At 57.2% G+C, this 22,362-nt stretch carries 21 protein-coding genes; 14 read left to right on the top strand and 7 right to left on the bottom strand.

Annotated features, from left to right (window positions below; all coding sequences use genetic code 11):
- The 13 genes from ACWPM9_RS22035 to ACWPM9_RS21975 all read left to right on the top strand — a co-directional run bounded on the left by ACWPM9_RS22035 (position 1) and on the right by ACWPM9_RS21975 (position 14,075).
- A complete protein-coding gene (locus ACWPM9_RS22035) occupies positions 1–222 on the top strand; it encodes a hypothetical protein (protein WP_484758011.1) in 222 nt (73 codons plus the stop codon).
- Positions 223–319: 97 nt separating this feature from the next.
- Positions 320–1,375 (top strand): AraC family transcriptional regulator, encoded by a 1,056-nt coding sequence (locus tag ACWPM9_RS22030; protein ID WP_484758010.1) that lies wholly within the window; start codon positions 320–322, stop codon positions 1,373–1,375.
- 231 nt (positions 1,376–1,606) lie between these two features.
- Positions 1,607–2,716, top strand: a complete 1,110-nt coding sequence (locus ACWPM9_RS22025; RefSeq protein WP_484758009.1) for an HD domain-containing phosphohydrolase — start codon at positions 1,607–1,609, stop codon at positions 2,714–2,716.
- Positions 2,713–3,039 carry an STAS domain-containing protein gene (locus tag ACWPM9_RS22020; RefSeq protein WP_428188714.1) on the top strand — a complete coding sequence of 109 codons (327 nt, stop codon included), beginning with the start codon at positions 2,713–2,715 and terminating at the stop codon, positions 3,037–3,039. Before ACWPM9_RS22025 ends, ACWPM9_RS22020 begins: the two co-directional genes overlap by 4 nt.
- Positions 3,036–3,404, top strand: a complete 369-nt coding sequence (locus ACWPM9_RS22015; protein WP_428188715.1) for a response regulator — start codon at positions 3,036–3,038, stop codon at positions 3,402–3,404. Before ACWPM9_RS22020 ends, ACWPM9_RS22015 begins: the two co-directional genes overlap by 4 nt.
- Positions 3,401–5,407: a chemotaxis protein CheA gene (locus ACWPM9_RS22010; RefSeq protein ID WP_484758008.1), complete on the top strand. Its 2,007-nt coding sequence runs from the start codon at positions 3,401–3,403 to the stop codon at positions 5,405–5,407. The genes ACWPM9_RS22015 and ACWPM9_RS22010 overlap by 4 nt, the downstream gene beginning before the upstream one ends.
- Complete coding sequence (locus tag ACWPM9_RS22005; protein WP_428188717.1) at positions 5,404–5,916, top strand: chemotaxis protein CheW; 513 nt, start codon at positions 5,404–5,406, stop codon at positions 5,914–5,916. The genes ACWPM9_RS22010 and ACWPM9_RS22005 overlap by 4 nt, the downstream gene beginning before the upstream one ends.
- A gap of 17 nt (positions 5,917–5,933) precedes the next feature.
- Positions 5,934–7,616, top strand: a complete 1,683-nt coding sequence (locus tag ACWPM9_RS22000) for a methyl-accepting chemotaxis protein (protein ID WP_484758007.1) — start codon at positions 5,934–5,936, stop codon at positions 7,614–7,616.
- A 191-nt stretch (positions 7,617–7,807) separates the two neighbouring features.
- Positions 7,808–9,613: a methyl-accepting chemotaxis protein gene (locus ACWPM9_RS21995; protein ID WP_484758006.1), complete on the top strand. Its 1,806-nt coding sequence runs from the start codon at positions 7,808–7,810 to the stop codon at positions 9,611–9,613.
- A gap of 149 nt (positions 9,614–9,762) precedes the next feature.
- Entirely contained in the window at positions 9,763–10,260 is a 498-nt protein-coding gene (locus tag ACWPM9_RS21990) for a chemotaxis protein CheW (protein ID WP_484758005.1), read from the top strand.
- Complete coding sequence (locus ACWPM9_RS21985; protein WP_484758004.1) at positions 10,257–11,159, top strand: CheR family methyltransferase; 903 nt, start codon at positions 10,257–10,259, stop codon at positions 11,157–11,159. Before ACWPM9_RS21990 ends, ACWPM9_RS21985 begins: the two co-directional genes overlap by 4 nt.
- Before the next feature lie 8 nt (positions 11,160–11,167).
- Complete coding sequence (locus ACWPM9_RS21980) at positions 11,168–12,256, top strand: protein-glutamate methylesterase/protein-glutamine glutaminase (RefSeq protein WP_428188721.1); 1,089 nt, start codon at positions 11,168–11,170, stop codon at positions 12,254–12,256.
- Positions 12,257–12,320: 64 nt separating this feature from the next.
- A complete protein-coding gene (locus tag ACWPM9_RS21975; RefSeq protein ID WP_484758003.1) occupies positions 12,321–14,075 on the top strand; it encodes a hypothetical protein in 1,755 nt (584 codons plus the stop codon).
- Positions 14,076–14,113: 38 nt separating this feature from the next.
- On the opposite strand, the gene ACWPM9_RS21970 is transcribed toward ACWPM9_RS21975, so the two are convergent.
- The 6 genes from ACWPM9_RS21970 to cyoA all read right to left on the bottom strand — a co-directional run bounded on the left by ACWPM9_RS21970 (position 14,114) and on the right by cyoA (position 19,936).
- The gene (locus ACWPM9_RS21970) at positions 14,114–14,830 is read right to left on the bottom strand and encodes a ParA family protein (RefSeq protein ID WP_428188723.1); all 717 of its coding nucleotides are present in this window, start codon (positions 14,828–14,830) and stop codon (positions 14,114–14,116) included.
- A 190-nt stretch (positions 14,831–15,020) separates the two neighbouring features.
- A complete protein-coding gene (locus ACWPM9_RS21965; RefSeq protein WP_484758002.1) occupies positions 15,021–15,788 on the bottom strand; it encodes an SURF1 family protein in 768 nt (255 codons plus the stop codon).
- 68 nt (positions 15,789–15,856) lie between these two features.
- Positions 15,857–16,255 (bottom strand): cytochrome o ubiquinol oxidase subunit IV, encoded by a 399-nt coding sequence (gene cyoD / locus ACWPM9_RS21960; RefSeq protein WP_428188725.1) that lies wholly within the window; start codon positions 16,253–16,255, stop codon positions 15,857–15,859.
- Positions 16,255–16,872, bottom strand: coding sequence for a cytochrome o ubiquinol oxidase subunit III (cyoC, locus tag ACWPM9_RS21955; protein ID WP_428188726.1), 618 nt, complete (start codon positions 16,870–16,872; stop codon positions 16,255–16,257). The genes cyoD and cyoC overlap by 1 nt, the downstream gene beginning before the upstream one ends.
- A gap of 3 nt (positions 16,873–16,875) precedes the next feature.
- Positions 16,876–18,879 (bottom strand): cytochrome o ubiquinol oxidase subunit I, encoded by a 2,004-nt coding sequence (gene cyoB / locus ACWPM9_RS21950; protein ID WP_428188727.1) that lies wholly within the window; start codon positions 18,877–18,879, stop codon positions 16,876–16,878.
- 100 nt (positions 18,880–18,979) lie between these two features.
- Positions 18,980–19,936, bottom strand: coding sequence for a ubiquinol oxidase subunit II (gene cyoA / locus ACWPM9_RS21945; protein WP_428188728.1), 957 nt, complete (start codon positions 19,934–19,936; stop codon positions 18,980–18,982).
- 334 nt (positions 19,937–20,270) lie between these two features.
- On the opposite strand from cyoA, the gene ACWPM9_RS21940 reads away from it, so the two are divergent.
- Positions 20,271–21,608 (top strand): MFS transporter, encoded by a 1,338-nt coding sequence (locus tag ACWPM9_RS21940; RefSeq protein WP_428188729.1) that lies wholly within the window; start codon positions 20,271–20,273, stop codon positions 21,606–21,608.
- Positions 21,609–21,710: 102 nt separating this feature from the next.
- On the opposite strand, the gene ACWPM9_RS21935 is transcribed toward ACWPM9_RS21940, so the two are convergent.
- A partial coding sequence (locus ACWPM9_RS21935) for an arginase family protein (RefSeq protein ID WP_484758001.1) occupies positions 21,711–22,362 on the bottom strand: 652 nt, incomplete at its 5' end.

Below are 22,362 nucleotides of genomic sequence, written 5' to 3'. Positions count from 1 at the left end.
ATGGACCGGGGCGCTTCGCTGAAGCGCCCCGGTTTTGCGTTTGGCGACAACCCGCTTCACGAAGAAGGCATGGGCAGAAAAGCAACCTCTTTGGATGTGGAACCACTGCGATCGCGTCGCTCCAATTTGCGTCGCATACACTTTGTTGCCATCACAGCTTTGTTACCTTATCCTCAGATTGAAATATTCGAATTTTGCAAACAAGCAGGTATGCAGGCTTGAAATTCCATGTGGTACCGCGAGCTTGATACTGCAGTGGGTCCAAATGTGACGCCGCAAATATCAGCAACGGCACAACCACTTTTTACAGCGATGAAGTGTGCAACTCGCCGTGCGCGATCGGATGCAACTGTCGCTCAGCCAACTCTTCTCACTAAACGAATTTGCGACAAAGCCGTATTTTATGCCCCATCTGAGAAAACATATCATCGAATCAAACAGTACAATTGACGCGCAGACCGTTGTCGAAAAAGTGTTCAGGCCAATAGATCTGGATCTTCACCAACCCTCGGACACGTTCGACCTGAAGGTGGAATTGGCAATTGTTCAGAATATGACGTTCTGGCGTTCAGCCTCACAGTCTGGCTACGGCGTCCGTTACGGATGCCCAAACCAGTATCATTTCGAAATTCACTTCATCGAAGCCGGCAAATTCACGTTTCGCGCCAACGGTGAAGAAATTCACGCATCTGCCAACAGCGCTGTGCTCCTAAAGGATACCAAAAATGTCGAAGTGATCGCGAGCCAGGGCTCCAGCAAGATCGGAATTGCCGTTCCCTTCAATCGTTTGACCGCTCTTTTAGGGAGCAAGCACTCCAGTAAAGCAGCACTGCTTGGCAACTTTCTCTCCCAAGTCGGGATTAGTGTTGCCGGCATTGAGGTCATCTTGCAAATCGCCATGCTGCTGATCGGCGATATCGACCAATCGCATCCTTTCCTCGAAGCCCCGACTGGTGCGCTTCTGCTTCGAGATGCGTTGATCATGACTTTTGCAAGCTTTTGGCCTCGACGCGAAGATTCACTGGCCCCCACGGTTGCATTGCCACGACATCTCGAGCGTGCCGTCGATTGGCTCGACCAACATGCAGGCGAGGAATTTTCGATCGAACAACTTGCCCGGCGGTCAGGCGCCAGCATCCGCACTTTGCAGAATTCGTTCCGGCAGTATCTGTCCACAAGCCCCAATGCCTATATCCAGCAAATTCGGCTGAACCGCGTGCGCCACGAACTCCTGTATGGGAATGAGAGCCAAACGATCGAACAGATCGCATCGCGCTGGGGCTTCAGCCATATGGGATATTTCGCGGCCCGTTATCGCGGCATGTTTGGCGAATCGCCATCTGCCACCCGCAGAGAACGCGCGAACGACCAGTAAGCACGCTTATCGGCATCACAAAAACGCAAGCTTATCACGAACGCGCATATTCTTGGTGTGAAGCTCAAAAACAATATAGGCTTAAGTCTGCGTTAAGATGCAGTGCCGCCTATTGTTGCATATTCCAGCCTTCATCATGAAGGCTTTCCCCGCATGACGCGGAAGTAATCACATTTTTCACAATAAATCTGTCCTGCCCTGCAGTTAATCCTGCCTGGCCCAGGAGAAGCTATGCATATATTCGCAATAGACGATAGCCCATCAGTTCTTTCATTTATGCAGATATGCATCGAGGCTATTGATGCGTGCAAAGTCCTGACATTTCTGGACCCCAATCATGCGCTCAAGGTCCTGAGAACGCAGCAGGCGGATCTTATTCTAGTCGACTACAATATGCCGGGGCTGAACGGTATCGAACTGATTTCACAGGTTCGCCTGCTGCCACGCTACAGTGACATTCCGATCATCATGCTGACGTCGGAAACCGATCCGGCCATCAAGCTTGCAGCGATCGAAGCCGGTGCAACGGAATTCCTGACCAAGCCGATCGACAAGGCGGAGCTGACTATCCGTGTGCGCAATCTTCTCGGCCTGCGGATTGCCCAGCGGGCACTCTCGCGCCGCGCAGAAGATCTCGAAACGGAAATCGATGCTGCCAAGAAGCGGATCGCCGACCAGGAAAGGGAGATCATCTGGCGGCTGTCGAAAGCCATGGCATGCCGCGACGGCGAGACGGCCCTCCATCTCGAACGGGTCGCAGTCGTTACAAAGATGATCGCAGAGGAACTTGGGATCGATGCAAACGCCGCTGAGAAAATCTATGTGGCAAGCCCGCTGCACGACGTCGGCAAGATCGGTGTCTCGGATGCGGTGCTGCAGAAACCTGGTCCTCTTGATGACGACGAGATGGCTCAGATGCGCGAGCACGCCGCCTTCGGAGCAGAGATCCTCGGCGGTAGCGCCTCCGACATTATCCGTACGGCAGCCACCATCGCCGAAAGCCACCACGAGAAATGGGACGGTACGGGATATCCGCAAAAGCTGTCGGGGGAAGAGATTCCCTTGGAGGGACGCATCGTTGCCATCGCCGATGTCTTCGACGCTCTCTGCTCTGAACGTCCCTACAAGAAGGCGTGGCCGATAGACGAAGCCCATCGCGAGATCCTGAGATGCAGCGGAACCCATTTTGACCCGGTCTGTGTCGCTGCCTTCGATCGCAGATGGGAACAGATACGTCCTCTCTACAGCAAGTCTGCGGGTGTCGAGCAAGCTGAATTGCTGATCAAAGATGCCCGTCGCGACACCCCTTCAAAAAGCCAGAAACTGGGAACTGCAGCATGACCGAAGCCATTACGACGCTCCGTCTCGAAGGGGCATTGACGATTAAGACGGTTGCTGAAACGCGCGATCGGCTGATCGCCGCTTTTAGCGAAGCCCGCACAGCCAAGCAGCCGTTGGAAATCGATATTTCCGCGGATTGCGAATGCGATCTCACACTCCCGCAGCTTCTGCTGTCAGCAGAAAAAACGGCTGAGAAAGAGGGCATCGCACTTCGAATCCGCACAGCCGTCAACGGCGCATTTGCTGCCACTCTCGAACGGGCGGGCATTACCGCCGCCATCGACAGTGGCTCACTATTGACCATGAATGGAGACCAGAGATGAGTGCAAACATTCTCACAGTAGACGATTCCGCCAGCATTCGAATGACCACGCGGATCGCACTCACAAACGCCGGCTATTCCGTCACCGAGGCGGTTGATGGCGCGGACGGCTTGGAGAAAATGAAGGCTGGCAGCTTTGATCTGATCGTCACCGATCTGAACATGCCCAACATGGATGGCCTGACGATGATCCGGAACCTGCGGCAGCTCCCGGCCTATATGGGTACGCCGGTGATCTTCCTCACCACCGAATCCGACGGGGAAATCAAGCAGCAGGCAAAGGCTGCCGGCGCGACCGGTTGGCTGACCAAGCCATTCGACGCTGAAAGCCTCACCAAGATTGCGCGCAAGGTTCTCGGCCGATGAACAATCTCGACCCCATTGCGGTTTTCCGGACGGAAGCTGCCGAACAGCTGGAGGTGATCGAGGCGGGTCTATTGGACCTTACGCGTAACCTCGGCGACAAGGCGCAGATAGACGCGGTGTTCCGCGGCCTGCACACCCTCAAGGGATCGGGCTCGATGTTCGGTTTCGACCAGCTTGCAGCCTTCACCCATCATTGCGAAACGGCATTTGACCGTGTGCGCAAGGGCGAAGCCCCGGCAACGCATGAACTCATCTCCGCGGTGCTCGACGCCCAGGGTCATATGCAGGCATTGCTCGACCAACCCAATGGCGAGCATGATGCAACGAGCTCGCGACTTCTTGAGCAATTGCAGCAGGCAGTCGGTCGCGAGGCCACAGGCTCCAGGCAGCCTTCTGTCTCCGTTAACAAGGCTGACACGCCTGAGCAGGCGTCGACGCGTACCTGGCAACTGGACTTCCGGCTGCCCGCCGATTCCATGATCAACGGCACCAATCCGCTGGGGCTGCTCGACGAATTGCGTGACCTTGGCGAATGCTCGCTGAGTGTCAGCGCCGAAGCGCTACCGCTTTTGGAAGCGCTCGATCCGAGAGAACTTCATCTCGGCTGGAGCGCAACCATCGTCACCGAAAAGCCGCGCTCCGACATCGAGGATGTCTTCATCTTCGTCATGGACGACATGGTCATGGAGCTGAAGGACGTCACGCCGGAAGCTGTAGCCGCAACACGCGTCGTTGAAGATGCTCAGCCGGCGACAGCGCAGGCCGACACCAGCGGCATGTCCCGGGACGAGCAGCGCATGCCGGCAAACGATGCCAAGTCCCAGAGGCAGGCTGACAATGTTCGTGTTCCGGCACTTCGTCTCGATGAGATGATGGACCGGGTCGGCGAGTTGGTCATCGCCCAGTCGCGTCTCAGCCAGATGGCAGGCTCGGTTGTTGATCTGGGCCTCCGCTCCGTTTCTGAAGAAATCGAGCGACTGGCCGGTGAACTGCGCGACACGATGATGGTCCTGCGCATGATGCCGGTCGCCAGCCTCTTCAGTCGCTTCCGCCGCCTGGTGCACGATCTTGCGCGCGAAACCGGCAAGGAAATCGAGCTTGTGACCACCGGTGAAAGTACCGAGGTCGATAAGACTGTGATCGACAGGCTGGCCGATCCGTTGGTCCATCTTGTGCGCAACTCCATCGATCACGGACTGGAATTGCCAGAAGACCGTATTGCCGCCGGCAAGCCTGCAGCCGGGAAAGTCACGCTCTCGGCTCATCAGACCGGCAGTGAAGTGGTCATCACCATCAAGGATGATGGCCGCGGTATCGATCGGGCGCGTGTGCGGACCAAGGCGGAAACCAGCGGACTTATCCAACCCGGTCAGACGCTGTCGGATCAGGAATTGCTGCAGCAGATCTTCCAGCCGGGTTTCTCGACGGCCGAGAAGGTGACCAATCTTTCCGGGCGCGGCGTGGGCATGGACGTGGTCAAGAAGACCATCGAAGCCCTGCGCGGTTCCATCGACGTCAAGAGCGAACAGGGTGCAGGCTCCGAAATTGCCCTGCGCATCCCGCTGACACTGGCCATTATCGACGGACTGCTGGTGCGGGTTGGTAACGGAAACTACGTCATTCCACTGTCTGCGGTTGAGGAATGCCTCGAGCTTTCCATAGAAGAAGATCTCCGTTCGCGCGGCCGCAGCTTCATCTCGCTTCGAGACGACCTCGTGCCGTTTCTGCGTCTGCGGGAATTGTTCCGGACCGGCAGCCAGCCGGACCAGTACCAGAAGGTCGTGGTCATCTCGACCGGCCGCGAACGCGTCGGTCTGGTCGTCGACCAGATTATCGGCGACCACCAGACGGTGATCAAATCCATGTCGAAGCTGCATGATCAGGTGTCGTCATTCTCAGGCGCAACCATCCTTGGCGATGGCAATGTCGCGCTTATCCTGGATGTCGCGCATCTGATCGCAGCCGGCCAGCAACAGGAGGCGCAAATGCGTGCAGCAGGATGAGTGAGAAACAGATCCAGACAGACCACCGCGCAGTCTTCATGGGCGCAGACGACCTATCGGTTCTCACCTTCACCCTCAACGGCGAAACCTTCGCCATCGAGGCGACTGTGGTTCAGGAAATCCTCGATCTTCTGCCGGAAACCAGTGTGCCCGGCAGCCTGCCCTTCGTTGGCAGCGTGATCAACTTCCGCGGCAAGGTCATTCCGCTGGCCGATATCCGTGTTGCCTTCGGCATGGAGGCCGGCGACGTGACGATCGACAGCCGGATCGTTGTAACCGAACTCGACCTCGACGGCGAACTGGCTCTGATCGGCATCCGCACCGACAAGGTGCACGAGGTCACAAGGCTTCCGGTATCGGCAAGCGAACCACCACCGATCGTGGGGATGCGGTGGCGGCCCGATTACATTCATGCCCTCGTGAAGAGGGACGGCGAATTCATCATTCTTCCAAACCTGCAGGCGATTTTCTCGTCGCAGCGCGGATCCAACATCAAAGCGACAGCTTGATAGAACGCGAGGGGACTATGCGCTTCACAATCAAACTCAAACTCTTCCTGGCCTTTGGCTTCATCGTCACAATGCTGGTCGGCACGGCCATCTACAGCGTGTCGAGCCTGGCCAACGTCAATGATCATTGGAGCGATACGTTGCATGGGCCGGCAGAACGCCTGAGCGCTGCTCAGGATCTCAACATCGCTCAGCTGCAGCAGATCCGGCAGCAGAAAAATATGCTGTCGTCGAATTCCACGGCCGAGACGGAAAAATATATCGCCAATAGCGATAGTGCGCGCACAGAATTTGACGAGACATTTGAGGTCATCCTCAGCAAGGCCACAGACAAGGGTATGGTTCTCTGGAACAAGCTCAAGGGACTGACCTCTGACTTCCGCAAGCAGGACGATCAGATCCGCAATTACATGCTGGCCGGCAATCCGGAGGCTGCCCTTCGTGTGTCGTCCACGACGGCCCGCGCAACGACCTCGGAGATCGACGCACTCCTGACGGAGGTCTTCGACCTTGAACGCGATCGCCTGATCGCTGCAGATAAAAATGCAACCGATGAGTATACGAATATCCGTTCGATCGTCGTCGGTGTTGCAGTCGTTGCTTCGCTTGCAGCGCTGGGGGCCGCGATCTGGATCATCATCTCCATCAGCAAGGGCATCAATACTGCTGTTACGACGGTGCAGCGTGTTGCGGATGGCGATCTCACAAGCTTTGCAGAGATCAGGACCAGCGATGAAATCGGCATGCTGCTGGGGCACGTCAATTCCATGATCGAACGTCTGCGCGGCGTCGTCGGCGATGCTCTGTCGGCATCCGACAATGTCTCTGCCGGTAGCCAGCAGCTCTCATCGGGTTCCGAGCAGCTCTCGCAAGGGGCAACGGAACAGGCATCGTCTGCCGAAGAGGCATCCGCCTCGATGGAAGAAATGGCGGCCAACATCAAGCAGAATGCTGACAATGCTGCCCAGACCGAGAAGATCGCCCGCCAGTCTGCAATCGATGCAGAAGAGAGCGGTCAGGCCGTCGACAAGGCCGTCACTGCCATGCGTACGATTGCCGAAAAGATCTCCATCGTTCAGGAAATTGCCCGCCAGACCGACCTGCTTGCCTTGAATGCGGCTGTCGAAGCTGCCCGTGCCGGCGAGCATGGCAAGGGCTTTGCAGTCGTTGCCTCCGAAGTGCGCAAGCTTGCCGAGCGCAGCCAGTCGGCCGCAGCGGAAATCTCCGGCCTGTCCGGTGAGACCGTAACGGTTGCCACCCAGGCTGGCGAAATGCTCACACGTCTGGTGCCGGATATCCGCAAGACCGCAGAACTGATCTCGGAAATCTCGGCGGCCTGCCGTGAGCAGGACATCGGTTCCAGCCAGATCAACGAGGCGATCCAGCAGCTCGACAAGGTGACCCAGCAGAATGCCGGCGCATCCGAGGAGATGTCTGCGACTTCGGAAGAACTGGCGGCACAGGCAGAAGAGCTTCAGGCATCCATCGCCTTCTTCAGGGTCGATGGTGCGTCCAAGCAGGCGACCGGCAAACAGGTCAAGCAGTTGAAGACGGTTGCGGCCAAGATGGCTGGCCATCAGCCAGCCAGACGCCCGGCTTCAAAGCCGAGCGTATCGAACGCCAAGCCGCAGGGCTTCGCTCTCGACATGGCCATGGGTGGCCCCGACAGCGACGACGACGACTTTCGCCAGAGCGCGTGAGGCGGGGTCCAGTCTTTAAAAACGTTCGGCGCCACCAAGAGGCGTCGAACACCCCGGCACATGATGTTGCCGGGTTAGAGGCCTCATAAGGCCTTCAGAAGAGTGAGTGTCTTAGTCTTCAGACGTGCGACGACGATCCGTCGAATGAAACCTAGCCAAACTACTGTCATCAAATCTCAGGATTTAGTTCCATGCGCTTTACTATCAAGCTTAAACTGGCACTCGCTTTTGGTCTTCTGATCGTCATGTCGACAATCATGTCGGTTATGGCAATCACAAACCTCTCGTCGCTCAACACAGCGATTACCGACATCATCCAAGGTCCCGCAACAAATCTCCGTAATTCCAGTGACCTGTCAGATGCAGTTCTGAATGCGATTCGCAACGAAAAGAATGCAGTCCTCAATACGGATCCTAAGTTGATCGAGGTCTTCGTTCAGGAAGTTGCTGCGAACCAAGAGAAAATTCAAACCTTGGCTGCCGAAATCGGCAAGGATCGTGATCCAGGCATCAAAGAAAAAATACAGCAATTTCTTGGGCTCGTCCCAGCATGGAAAAAACTGCAAGACAGCGTGATCGCATTGGCAGTTGAAAACACCGAATTCAGCAATCGGCGAGCTTCAGACATAACGATGAGCGAAGGACGAGATGCCGCAGCTGCTGTGCTGGCGTCCCTCGGCGCGTTGAATGAACAAATTGCCGCTGACCTGCGCTCGACGGATAATGCGACCAACGAACAATATTCTTGGTCCCGCAATCTCTTGATCGGCTCTCTCGCTTTGATGTTCGTTATGTCTACTGCTATCGCTCTGTGGATCGCACTGGGCATTAACAGCGGTCTGAAAAAGATCCAGGCTGTTATCAACGGCGTTGCTATCGGCGATCTCGACCAGAATATCGAGATCAAGACGAACGACGAAATCAAGGATCTCGTCGATACGGTCAATATCATGACCGGCAATCTGCGCGTTACCGCTAACCTTGCCGATGAAATTGCCAACGGCAACCTGACCGTTGCCCCCAAGCCTTTGTCGGACAAGGATACGCTTGGTCTGGCACTGGAAAGCATGGTTGAGCGTCTGCGTGGGGTTGTTGCTGACGCGCTGTCGGCTTCGGACAATGTTTCTGCCGGAAGCCAGCAGCTTTCCTCGGGTTCCGAGCAGCTCTCGCAAGGGGCCACGGAACAGGCATCGTCTGCCGAAGAGGCATCCGCCTCGATGGAAGAAATGGCGGCCAACATCAAGCAGAACGCAGACAACGCTGCCCAGACCGAGAAGATCGCCCGTCAGTCTGCAATCGATGCAGAAGAGAGCGGTCAGGCAGTCGACAAGGCCGTCACTGCCATGCGCACAATCGCCGAAAAGATCTCCATCGTTCAGGAAATTGCCCGCCAGACCGACCTGCTTGCCCTGAATGCGGCTGTCGAAGCTGCCCGTGCCGGCGAACATGGCAAGGGCTTTGCAGTCGTTGCTTCTGAAGTGCGCAAGCTTGCCGAGCGCAGCCAGTCGGCCGCAGCCGAAATCTCCGGCCTGTCCGGTGAGACCGTGACGGTTGCCACCCAGGCCGGCGAAATGCTGACGCGTCTGGTGCCGGATATCCGCAAGACCGCAGAACTGATTTCCGAAATCTCGGCCGCTTGCCGCGAGCAGGATATCGGCTCCAACCAGATCAACGAAGCCATCCAGCAGCTCGACAAGGTGACCCAGCAGAATGCCGGTGCATCCGAGGAGATGTCCGCGACTTCGGAAGAACTGGCGGCACAGGCAGAAGAGCTTCAGGCATCCATCGCCTTCTTCAAGGTCGATACCGGCACCAACAAGGACAGCAGCCATCAGGCGAAACAGCTGAAAAACGTCGCGCAAAAGATGGCTTCAAACCCGACTGCAAAGCGTCCGACGGCCAAGCCCGCTCCGATGCCAAAATCCTCGGGCTTTGCGCTGGACATGAACATGGGTGGTCCAGACAGCGACGACGCCGACTTCCGCCAGACGGCATAACCGCGCCGCAGAAACAAAATCAGATAACCGGCCCACGTCAATTTTCGAGACGTGGGCCGGAGCCCAACCGCCACCGATCGGTGTCCTGCTATTCGTCATAGTTGCGACAACCGATCTCACAGCGGAGCCGATCTCAAGGAGAGCGCCTCATGGCCAATGCAGCATCTGAATCGCAATATGTGACCTTCAGCCTCGAAAATGAATGCTTCGCCGTTCCAGTCGAGGTCGTACGGGAAATTCTCGATCACGAGGACCCTTTCAAGATCCCCCACGGCCCCGATTATCTTCTCGGCCTGCGCGAAGTGCGCGGTCAGGGCGTGCCGGTGATCGATCTTCGCCTTCGTCTTGGTATGTCGCAGACACAGAAGACACCCCATACGCGGATCCTCGTCATTGACGTGACAATAGACGGACGTTCGCTGACGCTCGGCCTTGTGGCCGACAGGGTGTTCGAAGTCACCTCATTCCGCTGTGACGCGATCGAGGCGGCACCCGATATCGGCGTGCGCTGGCCGTCAGACTATATTGCCGGCGTTGTTCGCCGCAGCAGCGATTTTGTCGTGATCGTCAACCTGACGAAACTGTTTGCGGGAACAGATGCACGCTCATTGGGTTCGGTTGCTGCAAACCCGATGGAACCCGCATGAGCACTATGGCTTCGAGAATGTCATCTGCTGCCGCATCGGTCCGAGAGACAAACCACGTTTCCTTGCGAGATCCGGCCATTGAAGGTCTAAGTGCGCGCAATTTCGAGCTCCTCTCGCGCTATATCTATGACTATAGCGGGATCAAGATGCCGATCGGCAAGAAGACGATGCTGGAAGGCCGCCTGCGCCGTCGTTTGCGCGTGGTCGGCATCGATAGCCTCGACCAATATTGCGACTATCTGTTCAAGCATGACGGCATCCAGAGCGAGGCCATTCACCTCATCGATGTGGTCACGACCAACAAGACCGACTTCTTTCGGGAGCCGAAACACTTCGAGCATCTGATCGATAACGCGCTACCCGATCTCGTATCCAAGGGACACCGCCGCTTGCGTGTGTGGAGTTCGGCCTGCTCGATCGGTGCCGAGCCCTACACACTTGCCATGGTGATTGAGGATTTCATCAAGGCCAAGGGTGGACCGGATTATTCGATCCTTGCCACCGACCTCTCCACCGATGTGTTGCAGGTCGCCCGGCGCGGTGTTTTCTCGACCGCCATGATCGACCCCGTCGATACCGAGCGACGAAAACGGTATGTGATGGAGCCGCTAGACCGCAATCGCGGCGAAGTGCGCATCCATCCCAAGCTGCGGTCGAAGGTGGGCTTTGCCCGGCTGAACCTCATGGATTCGTCCTATGTCGTGGGCGATGCCATGCATGTGATCTTCTGCCGCAACGTGCTCATCTATTTCGACAAGCCGACGCAGGAAAAAGTGCTTCAGCGGCTTTGCGACAAGCTTCTGCCCGGCGGCTATCTCTATGTCGGTCACTCCGAAACCATCACCGGCTTTGATCTGCCCGTAAAGCAGGTTGCCAATACGGTTTTCCAGAAAGTCTGAGCGCTCAAATGGCGAAAAAGATACGTGTGTTGATCGTCGATGATTCCGCGAGCGTCCGCCAGGCGCTGACGCGTGTCTTGGAAGCCGATGGCGATATAGAGGTGATGGGGGTTGCCTCGGATCCCTTTGTTGCAGCGCGTCGCATTCAGGAAGAAGTGCCCGATGTGGTAACGCTGGATGTGGAAATGCCGAAAATGGATGGCATCACCTTCCTGCGTAAACTGATGGCGCAGCATCCGATCCCTGTCGTGATGTGCTCGTCTCTGACCGAGGCTGGATCGCAGACGCTGATGCAGGCGCTGGAAGCCGGTGCGGTGGACATCATTCTCAAGCCGAAGATCGGTGCAGCGGATCACCTTGCCGAAGCCGGCGAGATGATCCGCCAGACGGTCAAGGGGGCAGCTCTTGCCAGAGTGAAATCCGATCGCCGGCGAGTGGCCTTTGCCGGTGCCACGGAAGCCAAGCTGACGGCCGATGCCGTTCTGCCGCCGCCAACCGGACGGGCAATGGCAAAAACCACCGAAATGGTCATCTGCGTCGGAGCATCCACTGGTGGGACCGAGGCGCTGCGTGAGCTTCTGATGGCGCTTCCGGCCAACGCGCCGGGTATCGTGATTGTTCAGCACATGCCGGAAAAGTTCACATCCGCATTCGCCTCACGGCTCAACACGCTCTGCCAGGTCGAGGTCAAAGAGGCCGAGCACGGCGATCCCGTCTTGCGCGGCCATGTGCTCATTGCCCCCGGCGGACAGCACATGCTGCTGGAGCGGCAAGGGGCCCGCTACATGGTGGCAATCAAGGAAGGCCCCCTTGTGTCGCGCCACCGCCCTTCGGTGGACGTGCTGTTTCGCTCTGCCGCCCGCTCTGCCGGTTCGAATTCCATGGGCGTGATCATGACCGGGATGGGCGATGACGGCGCGCGCGGCATGGACGAAATGCACAAGGCCGGTGCCTTTACGCTGGCGCAGGACGAGGCGACATCCGTGGTCTTTGGCATGCCCAAGGAAGCGATTGCCCGGGGTGGCGTCGACCGGGTGGTGCCCTTGGAACAGATCGCGCGGGAAATCCTGGCAGCCGATCGCCGCCATCTCGCCTGAACAACAATCAGCCGGACGGACGTTCCGGCCGGGAACGCATTAGTAAGAGTAACGAGGGTTCAAAATGAACACCAAGAGATCGCACAAGGCAGCAGAGATATTCGCGCCGACGGCACATATCAGCGCCAAGCTGCAAGAAGCACTGGTCCAGATCGAACAGCGCTTCCTCGATGGCGGAACTGTGCTCGTCTCCGTGCTCGATGTCTTTACCGATCTGTTGGGCGCGCTTGAAGGCATTTCGAATGCGTTGAAGGAGGACGAGGCAGCCGAAGCCACCGCCGAGCTCATGCGCACCGGCGAACTGATCGCCGCCCTGCCGGCGCAACAGTTGGAACGGCATCAGCGCTTTTCCCATATCAGCGAACACGGCCAGTCACTGGCAGACGAAGTGGTGGCAATGGAAGATACCCTGCGCTATCTGCGCACCTTTGCCGTCACCGCAAAGATCACGGGCGCCGGAATTGCCGATTTCGCCGGCTTTGCCGAAGAAATTGTCGAGCGCATCCAGTTTGCAAGCTCTGAGGTTAAGGGCTTTGCCGAGCGGATTCATGCGTTGCAGGAACTAATCAGTCACGTCCATATCGGCACCGGGGCGATCGCATCGCCCCGGCACGACATCTCCGCCATCGTCGGTGATCTCAGGCAAAATGCGGAAGCCATCCAGACCCAGCGCACCGCACTTGCCGATATGGCCCGCCAGGTGACGGGTCTTGCCATGAAGGTTCAGGGCCGGCTTGCAAGCACTCTGTCCTCTCTGCAGATCGGAGACGTGACGCGCCAGCGGATCGAACACTGCCAGGCAGCCTTTGAGATCGCGAAAGACCATCTTGCCCGCGACGATGCTGCCTATCTTTCGTCCGATGATCGCAATCGGGTTGTCTTGCTGGCGATCCGGCTCGTGCGCGATCAGCTTGAGGCGATTTCCGTTGACTTCAAGGCGCAGTGCGCGGCGATCGTTCAAAATATCGGGGCCTTTACCAATGACGTGACGGCCCTGATGAACCTGCAACAAGCCATGCTTCCCGGCAACACGGACACGTCCAAACGTTCGGCCATGGGGCGCGTGCAGGAAAGCCTCGAGACCGCGCGCACTGTCGTGGGGACCATCGAGCAATCCGCAGGTGAAGCCTCACGGCTGAGCGGTGCAGCCAGTTCCATGGTCAAGCACCTGGTGGAAAGTGTGGAAACGATCCAGATCGTCAGAACCGACATCCAGTATATGGCCCTCAATACCAATCTGCGCTGTAGCAAACTGGGCGAAGAAAGCCGTGCCATCAATGTTGTGACCAACGAGTTGCGAGCCTATTCGGCAAGGCTCGATGATGTGACCGACCGCGCCCTGGAAAATCTGAGGCAGCTCAACGAGCAGGCGCTGGGTCTGCGCCAGATGCAAGGCGACGACGATGGCGATGCGGGTCCGGATCTTGTGGCGCGCATTGAGATCGCGCTCGCCCATGTCACACTGGCCGGAGAGACCCTCGATGCGAAAGTCGGCGATCTTGTCGATCGTGGTCAGGACGTCGCCATCAAGGTGGCGGCAGCGACCGCGGGGCTGGATTTCCATCAGGAGCTGACAACAATCTTGCGCGATTGCTCATCGCTTGCCGCAGCGGCGCTCCCCTATGAGCCGCATTGCGATGGTCTGGAAGACATCTTGGCAGGTGTCTCTGCCGAGATCTTCTCCACCTATACGATGAAGTCGGAGCGCGATGTCCACTCGGTCATCTTCGGCACGCCATCCGGGACTGAAGACAAGGCGGCTCCTGCCGCAGCCCAGACCATGTCGGACGACGATCTGTTCGACGATGCCCTTTTTTGAGGGCTTCGGTCAGGCTTCAGTATTGAATTGACTGTGGTTCAGGCAACCAGTCGAGCGGCCTCGGCCAGATGGGCCTCGTTCGTACAATATCTGAGCACGCGGGCCAGCACCTCGCGACCGAGAAGCTGGGCATTTTCCTGCGCACGCGGGAGATTGCTGACCTTGTCTGGATCCATCGTGTAAAGCGTTTCGCCGCAGCTGAAGACATCGCGGAAGGCCGCACGCTCGACAATTGGCGTGCCGATCAGATGAACGCGTTTCTCTTTCAGCAGAGCTTTCACACCCTGCAAGGCGCGCGTGGTGATGATCGGATTGATACGTGTCAGCACCACCGAATGCGGAATTCGGATTCCTGCCTTGTCTTCCAGATAATGCAGCAGATCGATCACGTTGGCAGCGCCTTGCGCATCCATGGCCGAGCCTTGGGCGGGGATCAGCACATAATCGGAATAACCGAGTGCCTGGGCCAGAAGCGGGCTTCTGGCGCCCGGGAGATCGAGCAGAACGAAGTCGACATTGTCGCGGTAGTTGCGAATATGCCGTTCCAGATTGGCGCCGGAGACATAGGGAACAACCTCAAGCCGTTCGGGGCAGTTCTTGCCCAACTGCTCATGCCAACGCGAGATCCAGTGTTGCGGATCGACATCGAGTACTGCGACGCGCAAGCCCATCCGTGCCAGTTCCGTGGCGATCAGAAGAACCGCCGTCGTCTTGCCTGCGCCACCTTTGGTGTTGGCGAAAGTCACTATGGCCATATCCGGTTCCATTCCTGGGGCTGGCTGCGCGCGCAGCCGTTACGTATTCTAAGACCCCTGAATCATGCAGGAAATATGGTTAACCAATGGTGAAACTGGCAGGCCAGAATACGGAATTACCTCGGTGGGCTCGGCACAGTGATGCTATTCGAAAGTGTCGGGGCGGACTTCAATTCGACAGTGCGGCATTTCAGGCAGAGACGCCCCTGCCCTTCTCGGCTCGCAGAAGAATGAATCCACCGACCAGCGAGAGAAGCGCCATGCCGAACCAGGTGATGGCATAGGACAAATGGCTGTTGGGGAACTGAACGATCGTCAGTCCCCCAATGGGGGAGCCATCGGCTTTGACGTGTGGGCTGGTATCTGCATCGATGAAGAAAGGCGCGACGTTGGTCACATGCAGATGTGCTGCCATTGCCACCACATCGCGCGAATACCAGCGATCGTCATCCGGATTGTTGGATCTGAGCAAGGTCCCGTTCGGCTCGTTCAGGCGCAGGAGCCCGGTTACGGTCACGGGGTCTTGCGCGACGGGCCGGCGCGACTGCGCATCCTTGTCGTCTAGCGGGACAAAGCCGCGATTGACGAACACGGCAGCACCGTCTTCCCTAATCAGCGGCGCAAGGACCCAGTATCCTGGACCGATAGCCGTCGATGCATAGACAAGGGCTTCCTTGCCTTGGGCAAATCGACCGGTCACGCTGACATGGCGATATTCGTCATCGGCCGCAGTGACCGAGGCCCAGTTCGACGGGTCGGGCAGCGCTGATGCAGGCGCATGAACGCGGGCATCGACACGGGCGATGAGATCACGCTTCCACTGAAGGCGCTCCACCTGCCAGATGCCAAGCGCCACAAAGATCGCAACGAAGAAAAGCGAAAGACCAGCCAGAACAAGCATGCGCGATCTACGCGGGCGCGCTGGCGATGCTGTTGGCTGATCGGGAGTGTCTGTCATGGTTGTCTCGCGACCTCTTCCCGTCATTTGCAGACGGGAAGAGCGTTGATGCGAATAGCTATGGCCCTTTAGGGAAGGTTTTTCATCATCTCGGGCGACATGGGCATCATGTTGGTGTTGAGGTGATGCATGACCCAGAGCGATCCGGTCAGGCCGATCAGAACCAGCACGACCGTGAACATCAGCGCCATCATGTTCCATCCACCTTCGGACTTGGTGTCCAGGTGCAGGAAGTAGACCATGTGCACGACGATCTGAACGAGCGCGAAGGCCATGACCAGAGTGGCCGTCAGTGTGCTGCTGGCAAAGACCTCGCCCATGACCAGCCAGAAGGGGATGGCCGTCAAGATGACCGACAGCACGAATCCGGTCATGTAGGACTTGAACGAGCCATGGCTGGCATGATCGCCGTGATGATGATCGTGGCTGTGATCAGCGGCAGTATCTGAATGGGTTGGTGCGCTCATCACAGGACTCCCATGAGGTAGACGAAGGAAAAGACGCCGATCCAGATGACGTCAAGGAAGTGCCAGAACATCGAAAGGCACATCAAGCGACGCTTGTTTTCCGGGATCAGGCCATAACGGGATACCTGAACCATCAGCGTGACCATCCAGACGAGGCCGGTGGTGACGTGAAGACCGTGGGTACCCACCAGTGTGAAGAAGGCTGACAGGAAGGCGCTGCGGCCAGGTCCTGCCCCTTCATGGATCAAGGTCGAGAACTCGTAGAGTTCAATGCACAGGAAGGCCAGACCAAACAGCCCGGTTAGAGCCAGCCAACCCAGAACCGCATTCTTTGCACCCTTTTCCATCTGCAGCATGGCAAAGCCGTAGGTGATGGACGAGAACAGCAGCATGGCAGTGTTGACGGCCACCAATGGAAGCTCGAACAATTCCTTTGGATTCGGGCCTCCGGCATAACTGTGGCCGAGCACAGCATAGGTTGCAAACAGCATCGCAAAGATGAGGCAGTCGCTCATCAGATAGATCCAGAACCCGACCATCGTGCCGGATTCCGGGTGATGCTCGGTGGTCATGTAGAAGTCCGGCTTCTTGCCGTTTTCAACGATCACGTCAGTCATGGATCAAGCCTCCGCCGCAAGGATGCGGGTGCGTTCTCTTTCAACGCGATCCACTTCCTCTGCAGGAATGTAGAAATCGCGCTTGTAGTTGAAGGTGTGGGCGATGGTAACGCCGACGATGGCAACGAAGGACAGAACTGCCAGCCACCAGATATGCCAAACCATGGCAAAGCCGAAGGCAACGCTCAGACCGCCGATAATCACACCTGTTGCCGTGCTCTTCGGCATATGGATCGGTATGAAACCTTCCTCAGGGCGCTTATAGCCGTGCTTCTTCATGAACCACCATTCATCGTGATCGTGAACGATCGGTGTGAATGCGTAGTTGTAGGAAGGCGGTGGCGATGATGTCGACCATTCCAGCGTCCGGGCACCCCATGGGTCGCCGCTCACATCCTTAAGCTGCTCGCGATTTTTGACGCTGACAACAATCTGGATGAGGAAGGCAGCGATGCCGAGCGCGATCAGGAAGGCACCAAAGGCCGCGATAATGAACCAGATCTGCAAGGACGGGTCGTCAAACTGGTTCATACGGCGGGTCACGCCCATCAGGCCCAGAACATAGAGCGGCATGAAGGCGAAGTAGAAGCCGGTCAGCCAGAACCAGAAGGACATCTTGCCCCAGAATGCATCGAGCTTGAAGCCGAACGCCTTGGGGAACCAGAAGTTGATGCCGGCGAAGACGCCGAAGACAACGCCACCGATGATCACGTTATGGAAGTGGGCGATCAGGAACAGCGAGTTGTGCAGCACGAAGTCGGCCGGTGGAACGGCCAGCAGAACGCCGGTCATGCCGCCGATGACGAAGGTCACCATGAAGCCGATGGTCCACAGCATGGGCACTTCATAGCGAATGCGCCCGTGATACATGGTGAAAAGCCAGTTGAACATCTTCGCGCCCGTGGGGATCGAGATGATCATGGTGGTGATGCCGAAGAAGGCGTTGACGCTGGCGCCCGATCCCATGGTGAAGAAGTGGTGCAGCCAGACCATGTAGGACAACAGCGTGATAACCACCGTCGCGTAGACCATGGATGTGTAACCGAACAGGCGCTTGCCCGAGAAGGTCGAGACCACTTCGGAAAAGACGCCAAACAGGGGAAGAATGAGGATGTAGACTTCCGGGTGGCCCCAGATCCAGATCAAGTTCACATACATCATGGCGTTGCCGCCCATGTCGTTTGTGAAGAAGTGCATGTCCGCATAGCGATCAAGGGTCAGGAGCGCCAGAACGGCTGTCAGAACGGGGAATGCAGCAACGATCAGAACGTTGGTGCAAAATGCAGTCCAGGTGAAGATTGGCATCTTCATCATGGACATGCCGGGAGCGCGCATCTTCAAGATGGTGGCGATCAGATTGACCCCGGACAACAGCGTTCCGATACCGGCGATCTGTAGACCCCAGATATAATAATCGACCCCGACATCCGGACTATAGATGATACCTGACAGCGGAGGATAGGCCAGCCAGCCGGTCTTTGCGAATTCGCCGATAAACAGCGAAATCATCACAACGACACCCCCAGCCACGGTCATCCAGAAGCTGAAATTGTTGAGGAACGGAAACGAGACGTCGCGGGCACCGATCTGCAACGGCACGACGAAGTTCATCAGGCCGGTGACGAAAGGCATGGCCACGAAGAAGATCATGATCACGCCATGGGCGGTGAAGATCTGGTCGTAGTGATGCGGCGGCAAGAAGCCTTCGGAACCATTGAAGGCAATGGCCTGCTGCAAACGCATCATCAGCGCGTCGGCAAAACCGCGCAACAGCATGATGATGGCGAAGAAGATATACATGATGCCGATCTTCTTGTGGTCGATCGACGTGAACCATTCGTTCCAGAGATAACCCCAGAGACGAAAATAGGTAAGCGCGCCCAGGACCGCGATACCGCCGAGAGCCACCACCGCAAAGGTGACGACAAGAATTGGCTCGTGCAGCGGGATCACATCCCATGTCAGCTTGCCAAATATAAATTTCATCAAATCCGGATCTGATAGCATCGGATTTCCTTAATGCTGAACGTCTTTTCCATATCCGGGCAGTGATGCACCGGACGCCATTTTCCGCATGGGCCGAGACCCACAAGGCTTCGCCATCGTGTCAGGGCAGGTAACGCTTCCGTTCGTCGATGGCTGCCGATTGCTGAGGCAAGTTTTCCGGTGCGCGGCAAATCATGCCCGCATCGATCATCGCCATTTCACTCATGCACATGTTGGATGGATCTGCGCACATGTTGAGGATGGCGGTGTAAAGCTCGGGATCGGTGCCGCCATAGTAATGGACCGGCTCCTTCTCGCTCGGCTTTTCGAGTTCCAGATAGACATCGCGTGTCAGTTTCTGGTCGTCGTTTCTGACCTTGTCGACCCATTGATCGAAATCGGCCTGCTCAAGCCCTTTGAATTTGAAACGCATGTTGGAAAAGCCTGCGCCGCTATAGTTTGCGGAGAAGCCGTCATAATCGCCCGGTTTGTTGATGACCGCATGCAGCTTCGTTTCCATACCCGCCATGGCATAGATCTGTCCGGCAAGGGCGGGCACATAAAACGAGTTCATGACCGAGGATGCTGTGATCTTGAAGTTGATCGGAACATCGACCGGAGCCGCGAGTTCATTCACGGTAGCAATACCGAGATCGGGATAGATGAACAGCCACTTCCAGTCGAGCGCGACAACTTCCACCGTCAGCGGCTTCACATCGGCCGGGATTTCCTTTGTCGCGGAAATACGGTCGAGCGGCCGGTAGGGATCAAGCGTATGCGTGCTGATCCAGGTGATGGCGCCAAGGGCAATGATGATGGCCAGCGGAGCAGACCAGATAATCACCTCGAGCTTCGTGGAGTGACTCCACTCGGGATCGTATTTGGCTTCTGTGTTCGACTGTCGATAACGCCAGGCAAAGAACAGCGTGAGGAATATGACCGGGACGACCACAATGAGCATGAGGATTGTCGATACGACAATCAGATCACGCTGCTGCGAGGCGATATCGCCAGATGGCGCCATGACGACGAGATTGCACGAGGAGAGAATCGCCGCGAGGGACGCTACAACTGCCAATCTGCAAAGATTTTTGAACGGAGTGCGCAAGCTTTCATTTCCAAGTTGTCTGCCCTCCCAGGAACCAGATCATAATTGATCGCAATCAAATTACGATGAGGTAAGATGCCGCGCCCCCAAAAAAATGCCGGGACCAAGTTGGAAGATCAGCGAGACACGAATGCAGAAGGCATTTTTCAACACGTATGATAATTTTCTTATAAGCGATTTGACGGCCATTGGCCACCGGCGCATACTACGCAATCAAATGCTGCGGTTAACGGGATGTGTGGTATCGGGTTCGCCACAACTGCTTTCACACCGATAATGGCAGCGCCGAAATAACGGAGACGACATGAGCGCAGGAATTTTCACGATGGATCAACCCACATCGTCCGATATGGAACGCGATGCCCGCTCAATGCATGCGGATACCGGCTCGAATCCGGGCAATATTGCGCTTGGCGTCATCATCGGACGGTCCTCCGAGTTTTTTGACTTCTTCGTTTACGCAATCGCCTCAGTGCTTGTGTTTCCAGCGCATTTCTTTCCCATGTATGACCGCCTCACCGGGATTTTGCTGTCTTTTGCAATCTTCTCGCTGGCCTTCATTGCACGACCTATCGGCACGGTTGTCTTCACAGCGATCGACCGGGTCTATGGACGCGGCACCAAGCTGATCGTGGCACTCTTCGTTCTGGGCGGTTCCACGGCCGCCATAAGCTTTCTGCCAAGCTATGATGTCATCGGCAGCCTGGCGATTATTCTCCTCATCATCTTCAGGCTCGGCCAGGGCTTCGCACTTGGCGGCGCCTGGGACGGACTTGCCTCGCTTCTGGCGCTCAATGCACCGCATAACCGGCGCGGCTGGTATGCCATGATGCCGCAGCTCGGAGCCCCGCTCGGCTTCATTCTTGCCAGTGGCCTGTTTGCCTTCTTTTATGCCTCTTTGAGCTCGGCAGACTTCCTCGACTGGGGCTGGCGCTATCCGTTCTTCGTCGCCTTTGCCATCAACGTGGTCGCTCTCTTCGCTCGCTTGCGGCTGGTGGCGACCACCGAATTCGGCTCCATGCTCGACCGTCTGGAACTGGCACCCGTGCGCACCATAGACCTTCTGCGCAACCATGGTCTGGACGTGCTGATCGGTACGTTTACGCCGCTTGCAAGTTTTGCCATGTTCCATCTGGTCACTGTGTTTCCGCTCAGCTGGATCAGTCTTTACTCCCAGCACGAGATCACCAGCTTCCTGTTGGTTGAAATGGTTGGTGCGTTGATCTGCACCGGTACGATCATCTTTTCCGGCGTTCTTGCCGACCGTATCGGCAGACGTGGCCAGTTGGCGGTTGCTGCCGTCATCATCGCCATCTTCAGCGTCACTGCACCCTTCATGCTGGCGGCCGGCACCTGGGGTGAAGATGCCTTCGTGCTGATCGGCTTTGCTGTTCTCGGCCTGTCCTTCGGTCAGGCGGCCGGTGCCGTGTCGTCGCGGTTCGGACGGGAATATCGCTATTCCGGTGCCGCCCTCACATCCAATCTGGCATGGGTGATCGGCGCCGGCTTCGCACCGCTTGTGGCCCTTGGTGTCGCCAGCACATTTGGCGTCCAATATGTCGGCATCTATCTTCTGTCGGGTGCGCTCTGTACGCTCGGCGCACTGGCTGTCAGCCGCAAGCTGGAACTTTCGGAAGATTGATCGGCGTCCGGCCAATTCCTTTGGCCAATACAATCCGGAATGACAAACGGCCCGTCATTCGCCGGGCCGCTGTCGTTTTAACGAAACAAGCTCGCTCGGCTATTATTTTGCCTTGGCAACCGCCATCAGCGACAGGATCTCGAACAACATCTGCGCGCCGGCATGCGCGGTGTTGGTCGTCGCGTCATATTGTGGTGCGACCTCCACGACATCGCCGCCGATGAGATTAAGTCCGGTCAGGCCGCGCAACAAAGCCTGCGCCTCGCGGGTTGTCAGGCCGCCCACTTCCGGAGTGCCGGTTCCGGGGGCAAAGGCTGGATCGAGGCTATCGACGTCGAAGGAGAGGTAGACCGGCATGTCGCCCACAAGGGTCTTGGCCTTTGCGATCGCCGCATCGATGCCCATCGCGGCGAATTCTTCGGCGTGAATAACCGTCATGCCGGAATCATAGGAGAACTCCCACAGCATTTCCGCAGAGCCGCGGATACCGATCTGGATGGTGTGGCGCGGATCGAGCTTGCCTTCCAGAACGGCATGACGGAACGGGCCGCCGTGATGGAACCGGTTACCCTCGAACGGGCCGCCGGTATCGCAATGGGCGTCGATATGGATCATTGCCACCGGACCGTGTTTGGCGCCAAGGGCTCTCAAAATCGGCAGGGAGATCGAATGATCGCCCCCGACCGAAAGCGGAAGAACGCCCTGGGCAATAATTGCCGCCACCGCCTTTTCAATATCGTCGTGGCATCCCGGC

The sequence above is a fragment of the Agrobacterium sp. H141 genome (assembly GCF_057158725.1).
The sequence above is the reverse complement of the archived record's forward strand: the minus strand, read 5'-3'. Positions and strand labels throughout refer to the sequence as shown.

What these genes read in the sequence shown, in the direction of transcription:
- ACWPM9_RS22035 (WP_484758011.1), top strand. Translation starts at nt 1, where the DNA reads ATGGACCGGGGCGCTTCGCTGAAGCGCCCCGGTTTTGCGTTTGGCGAC.
- ACWPM9_RS22025 (WP_484758009.1), top strand. Translation starts at nt 1,607, where the DNA reads ATGCATATATTCGCAATAGACGATAGCCCATCAGTTCTTTCATTTATG.
- ACWPM9_RS22020 (WP_428188714.1), top strand. Translation starts at nt 2,713, where the DNA reads ATGACCGAAGCCATTACGACGCTCCGTCTCGAAGGGGCATTGACGATT.
- ACWPM9_RS22015 (WP_428188715.1), top strand. Translation starts at nt 3,036, where the DNA reads ATGAGTGCAAACATTCTCACAGTAGACGATTCCGCCAGCATTCGAATG.
- ACWPM9_RS22010 (WP_484758008.1), top strand. Translation starts at nt 3,401, where the DNA reads ATGAACAATCTCGACCCCATTGCGGTTTTCCGGACGGAAGCTGCCGAA.
- ACWPM9_RS22005 (WP_428188717.1), top strand. Translation starts at nt 5,404, where the DNA reads ATGAGTGAGAAACAGATCCAGACAGACCACCGCGCAGTCTTCATGGGC.
- ACWPM9_RS22000 (WP_484758007.1), top strand. Translation starts at nt 5,934, where the DNA reads ATGCGCTTCACAATCAAACTCAAACTCTTCCTGGCCTTTGGCTTCATC.
- ACWPM9_RS21995 (WP_484758006.1), top strand. Translation starts at nt 7,808, where the DNA reads ATGCGCTTTACTATCAAGCTTAAACTGGCACTCGCTTTTGGTCTTCTG.
- ACWPM9_RS21990 (WP_484758005.1), top strand. Translation starts at nt 9,763, where the DNA reads ATGGCCAATGCAGCATCTGAATCGCAATATGTGACCTTCAGCCTCGAA.
- ACWPM9_RS21985 (WP_484758004.1), top strand. Translation starts at nt 10,257, where the DNA reads ATGAGCACTATGGCTTCGAGAATGTCATCTGCTGCCGCATCGGTCCGA.
- ACWPM9_RS21980 (WP_428188721.1), top strand. Translation starts at nt 11,168, where the DNA reads ATGGCGAAAAAGATACGTGTGTTGATCGTCGATGATTCCGCGAGCGTC.
- ACWPM9_RS21975 (WP_484758003.1), top strand. Translation starts at nt 12,321, where the DNA reads ATGAACACCAAGAGATCGCACAAGGCAGCAGAGATATTCGCGCCGACG.
- ACWPM9_RS21970 (WP_428188723.1), bottom strand. Translation starts at nt 14,830, where the DNA reads ATGGCCATAGTGACTTTCGCCAACACCAAAGGTGGCGCAGGCAAGACG.
- ACWPM9_RS21965 (WP_484758002.1), bottom strand. Translation starts at nt 15,788, where the DNA reads ATGACAGACACTCCCGATCAGCCAACAGCATCGCCAGCGCGCCCGCGT.
- cyoD (WP_428188725.1), bottom strand. Translation starts at nt 16,255, where the DNA reads ATGAGCGCACCAACCCATTCAGATACTGCCGCTGATCACAGCCACGAT.
- cyoC (WP_428188726.1), bottom strand. Translation starts at nt 16,872, where the DNA reads ATGACTGACGTGATCGTTGAAAACGGCAAGAAGCCGGACTTCTACATG.
- cyoB (WP_428188727.1), bottom strand. Translation starts at nt 18,879, where the DNA reads ATGCTATCAGATCCGGATTTGATGAAATTTATATTTGGCAAGCTGACA.
- ACWPM9_RS21940 (WP_428188729.1), top strand. Translation starts at nt 20,271, where the DNA reads ATGAGCGCAGGAATTTTCACGATGGATCAACCCACATCGTCCGATATG.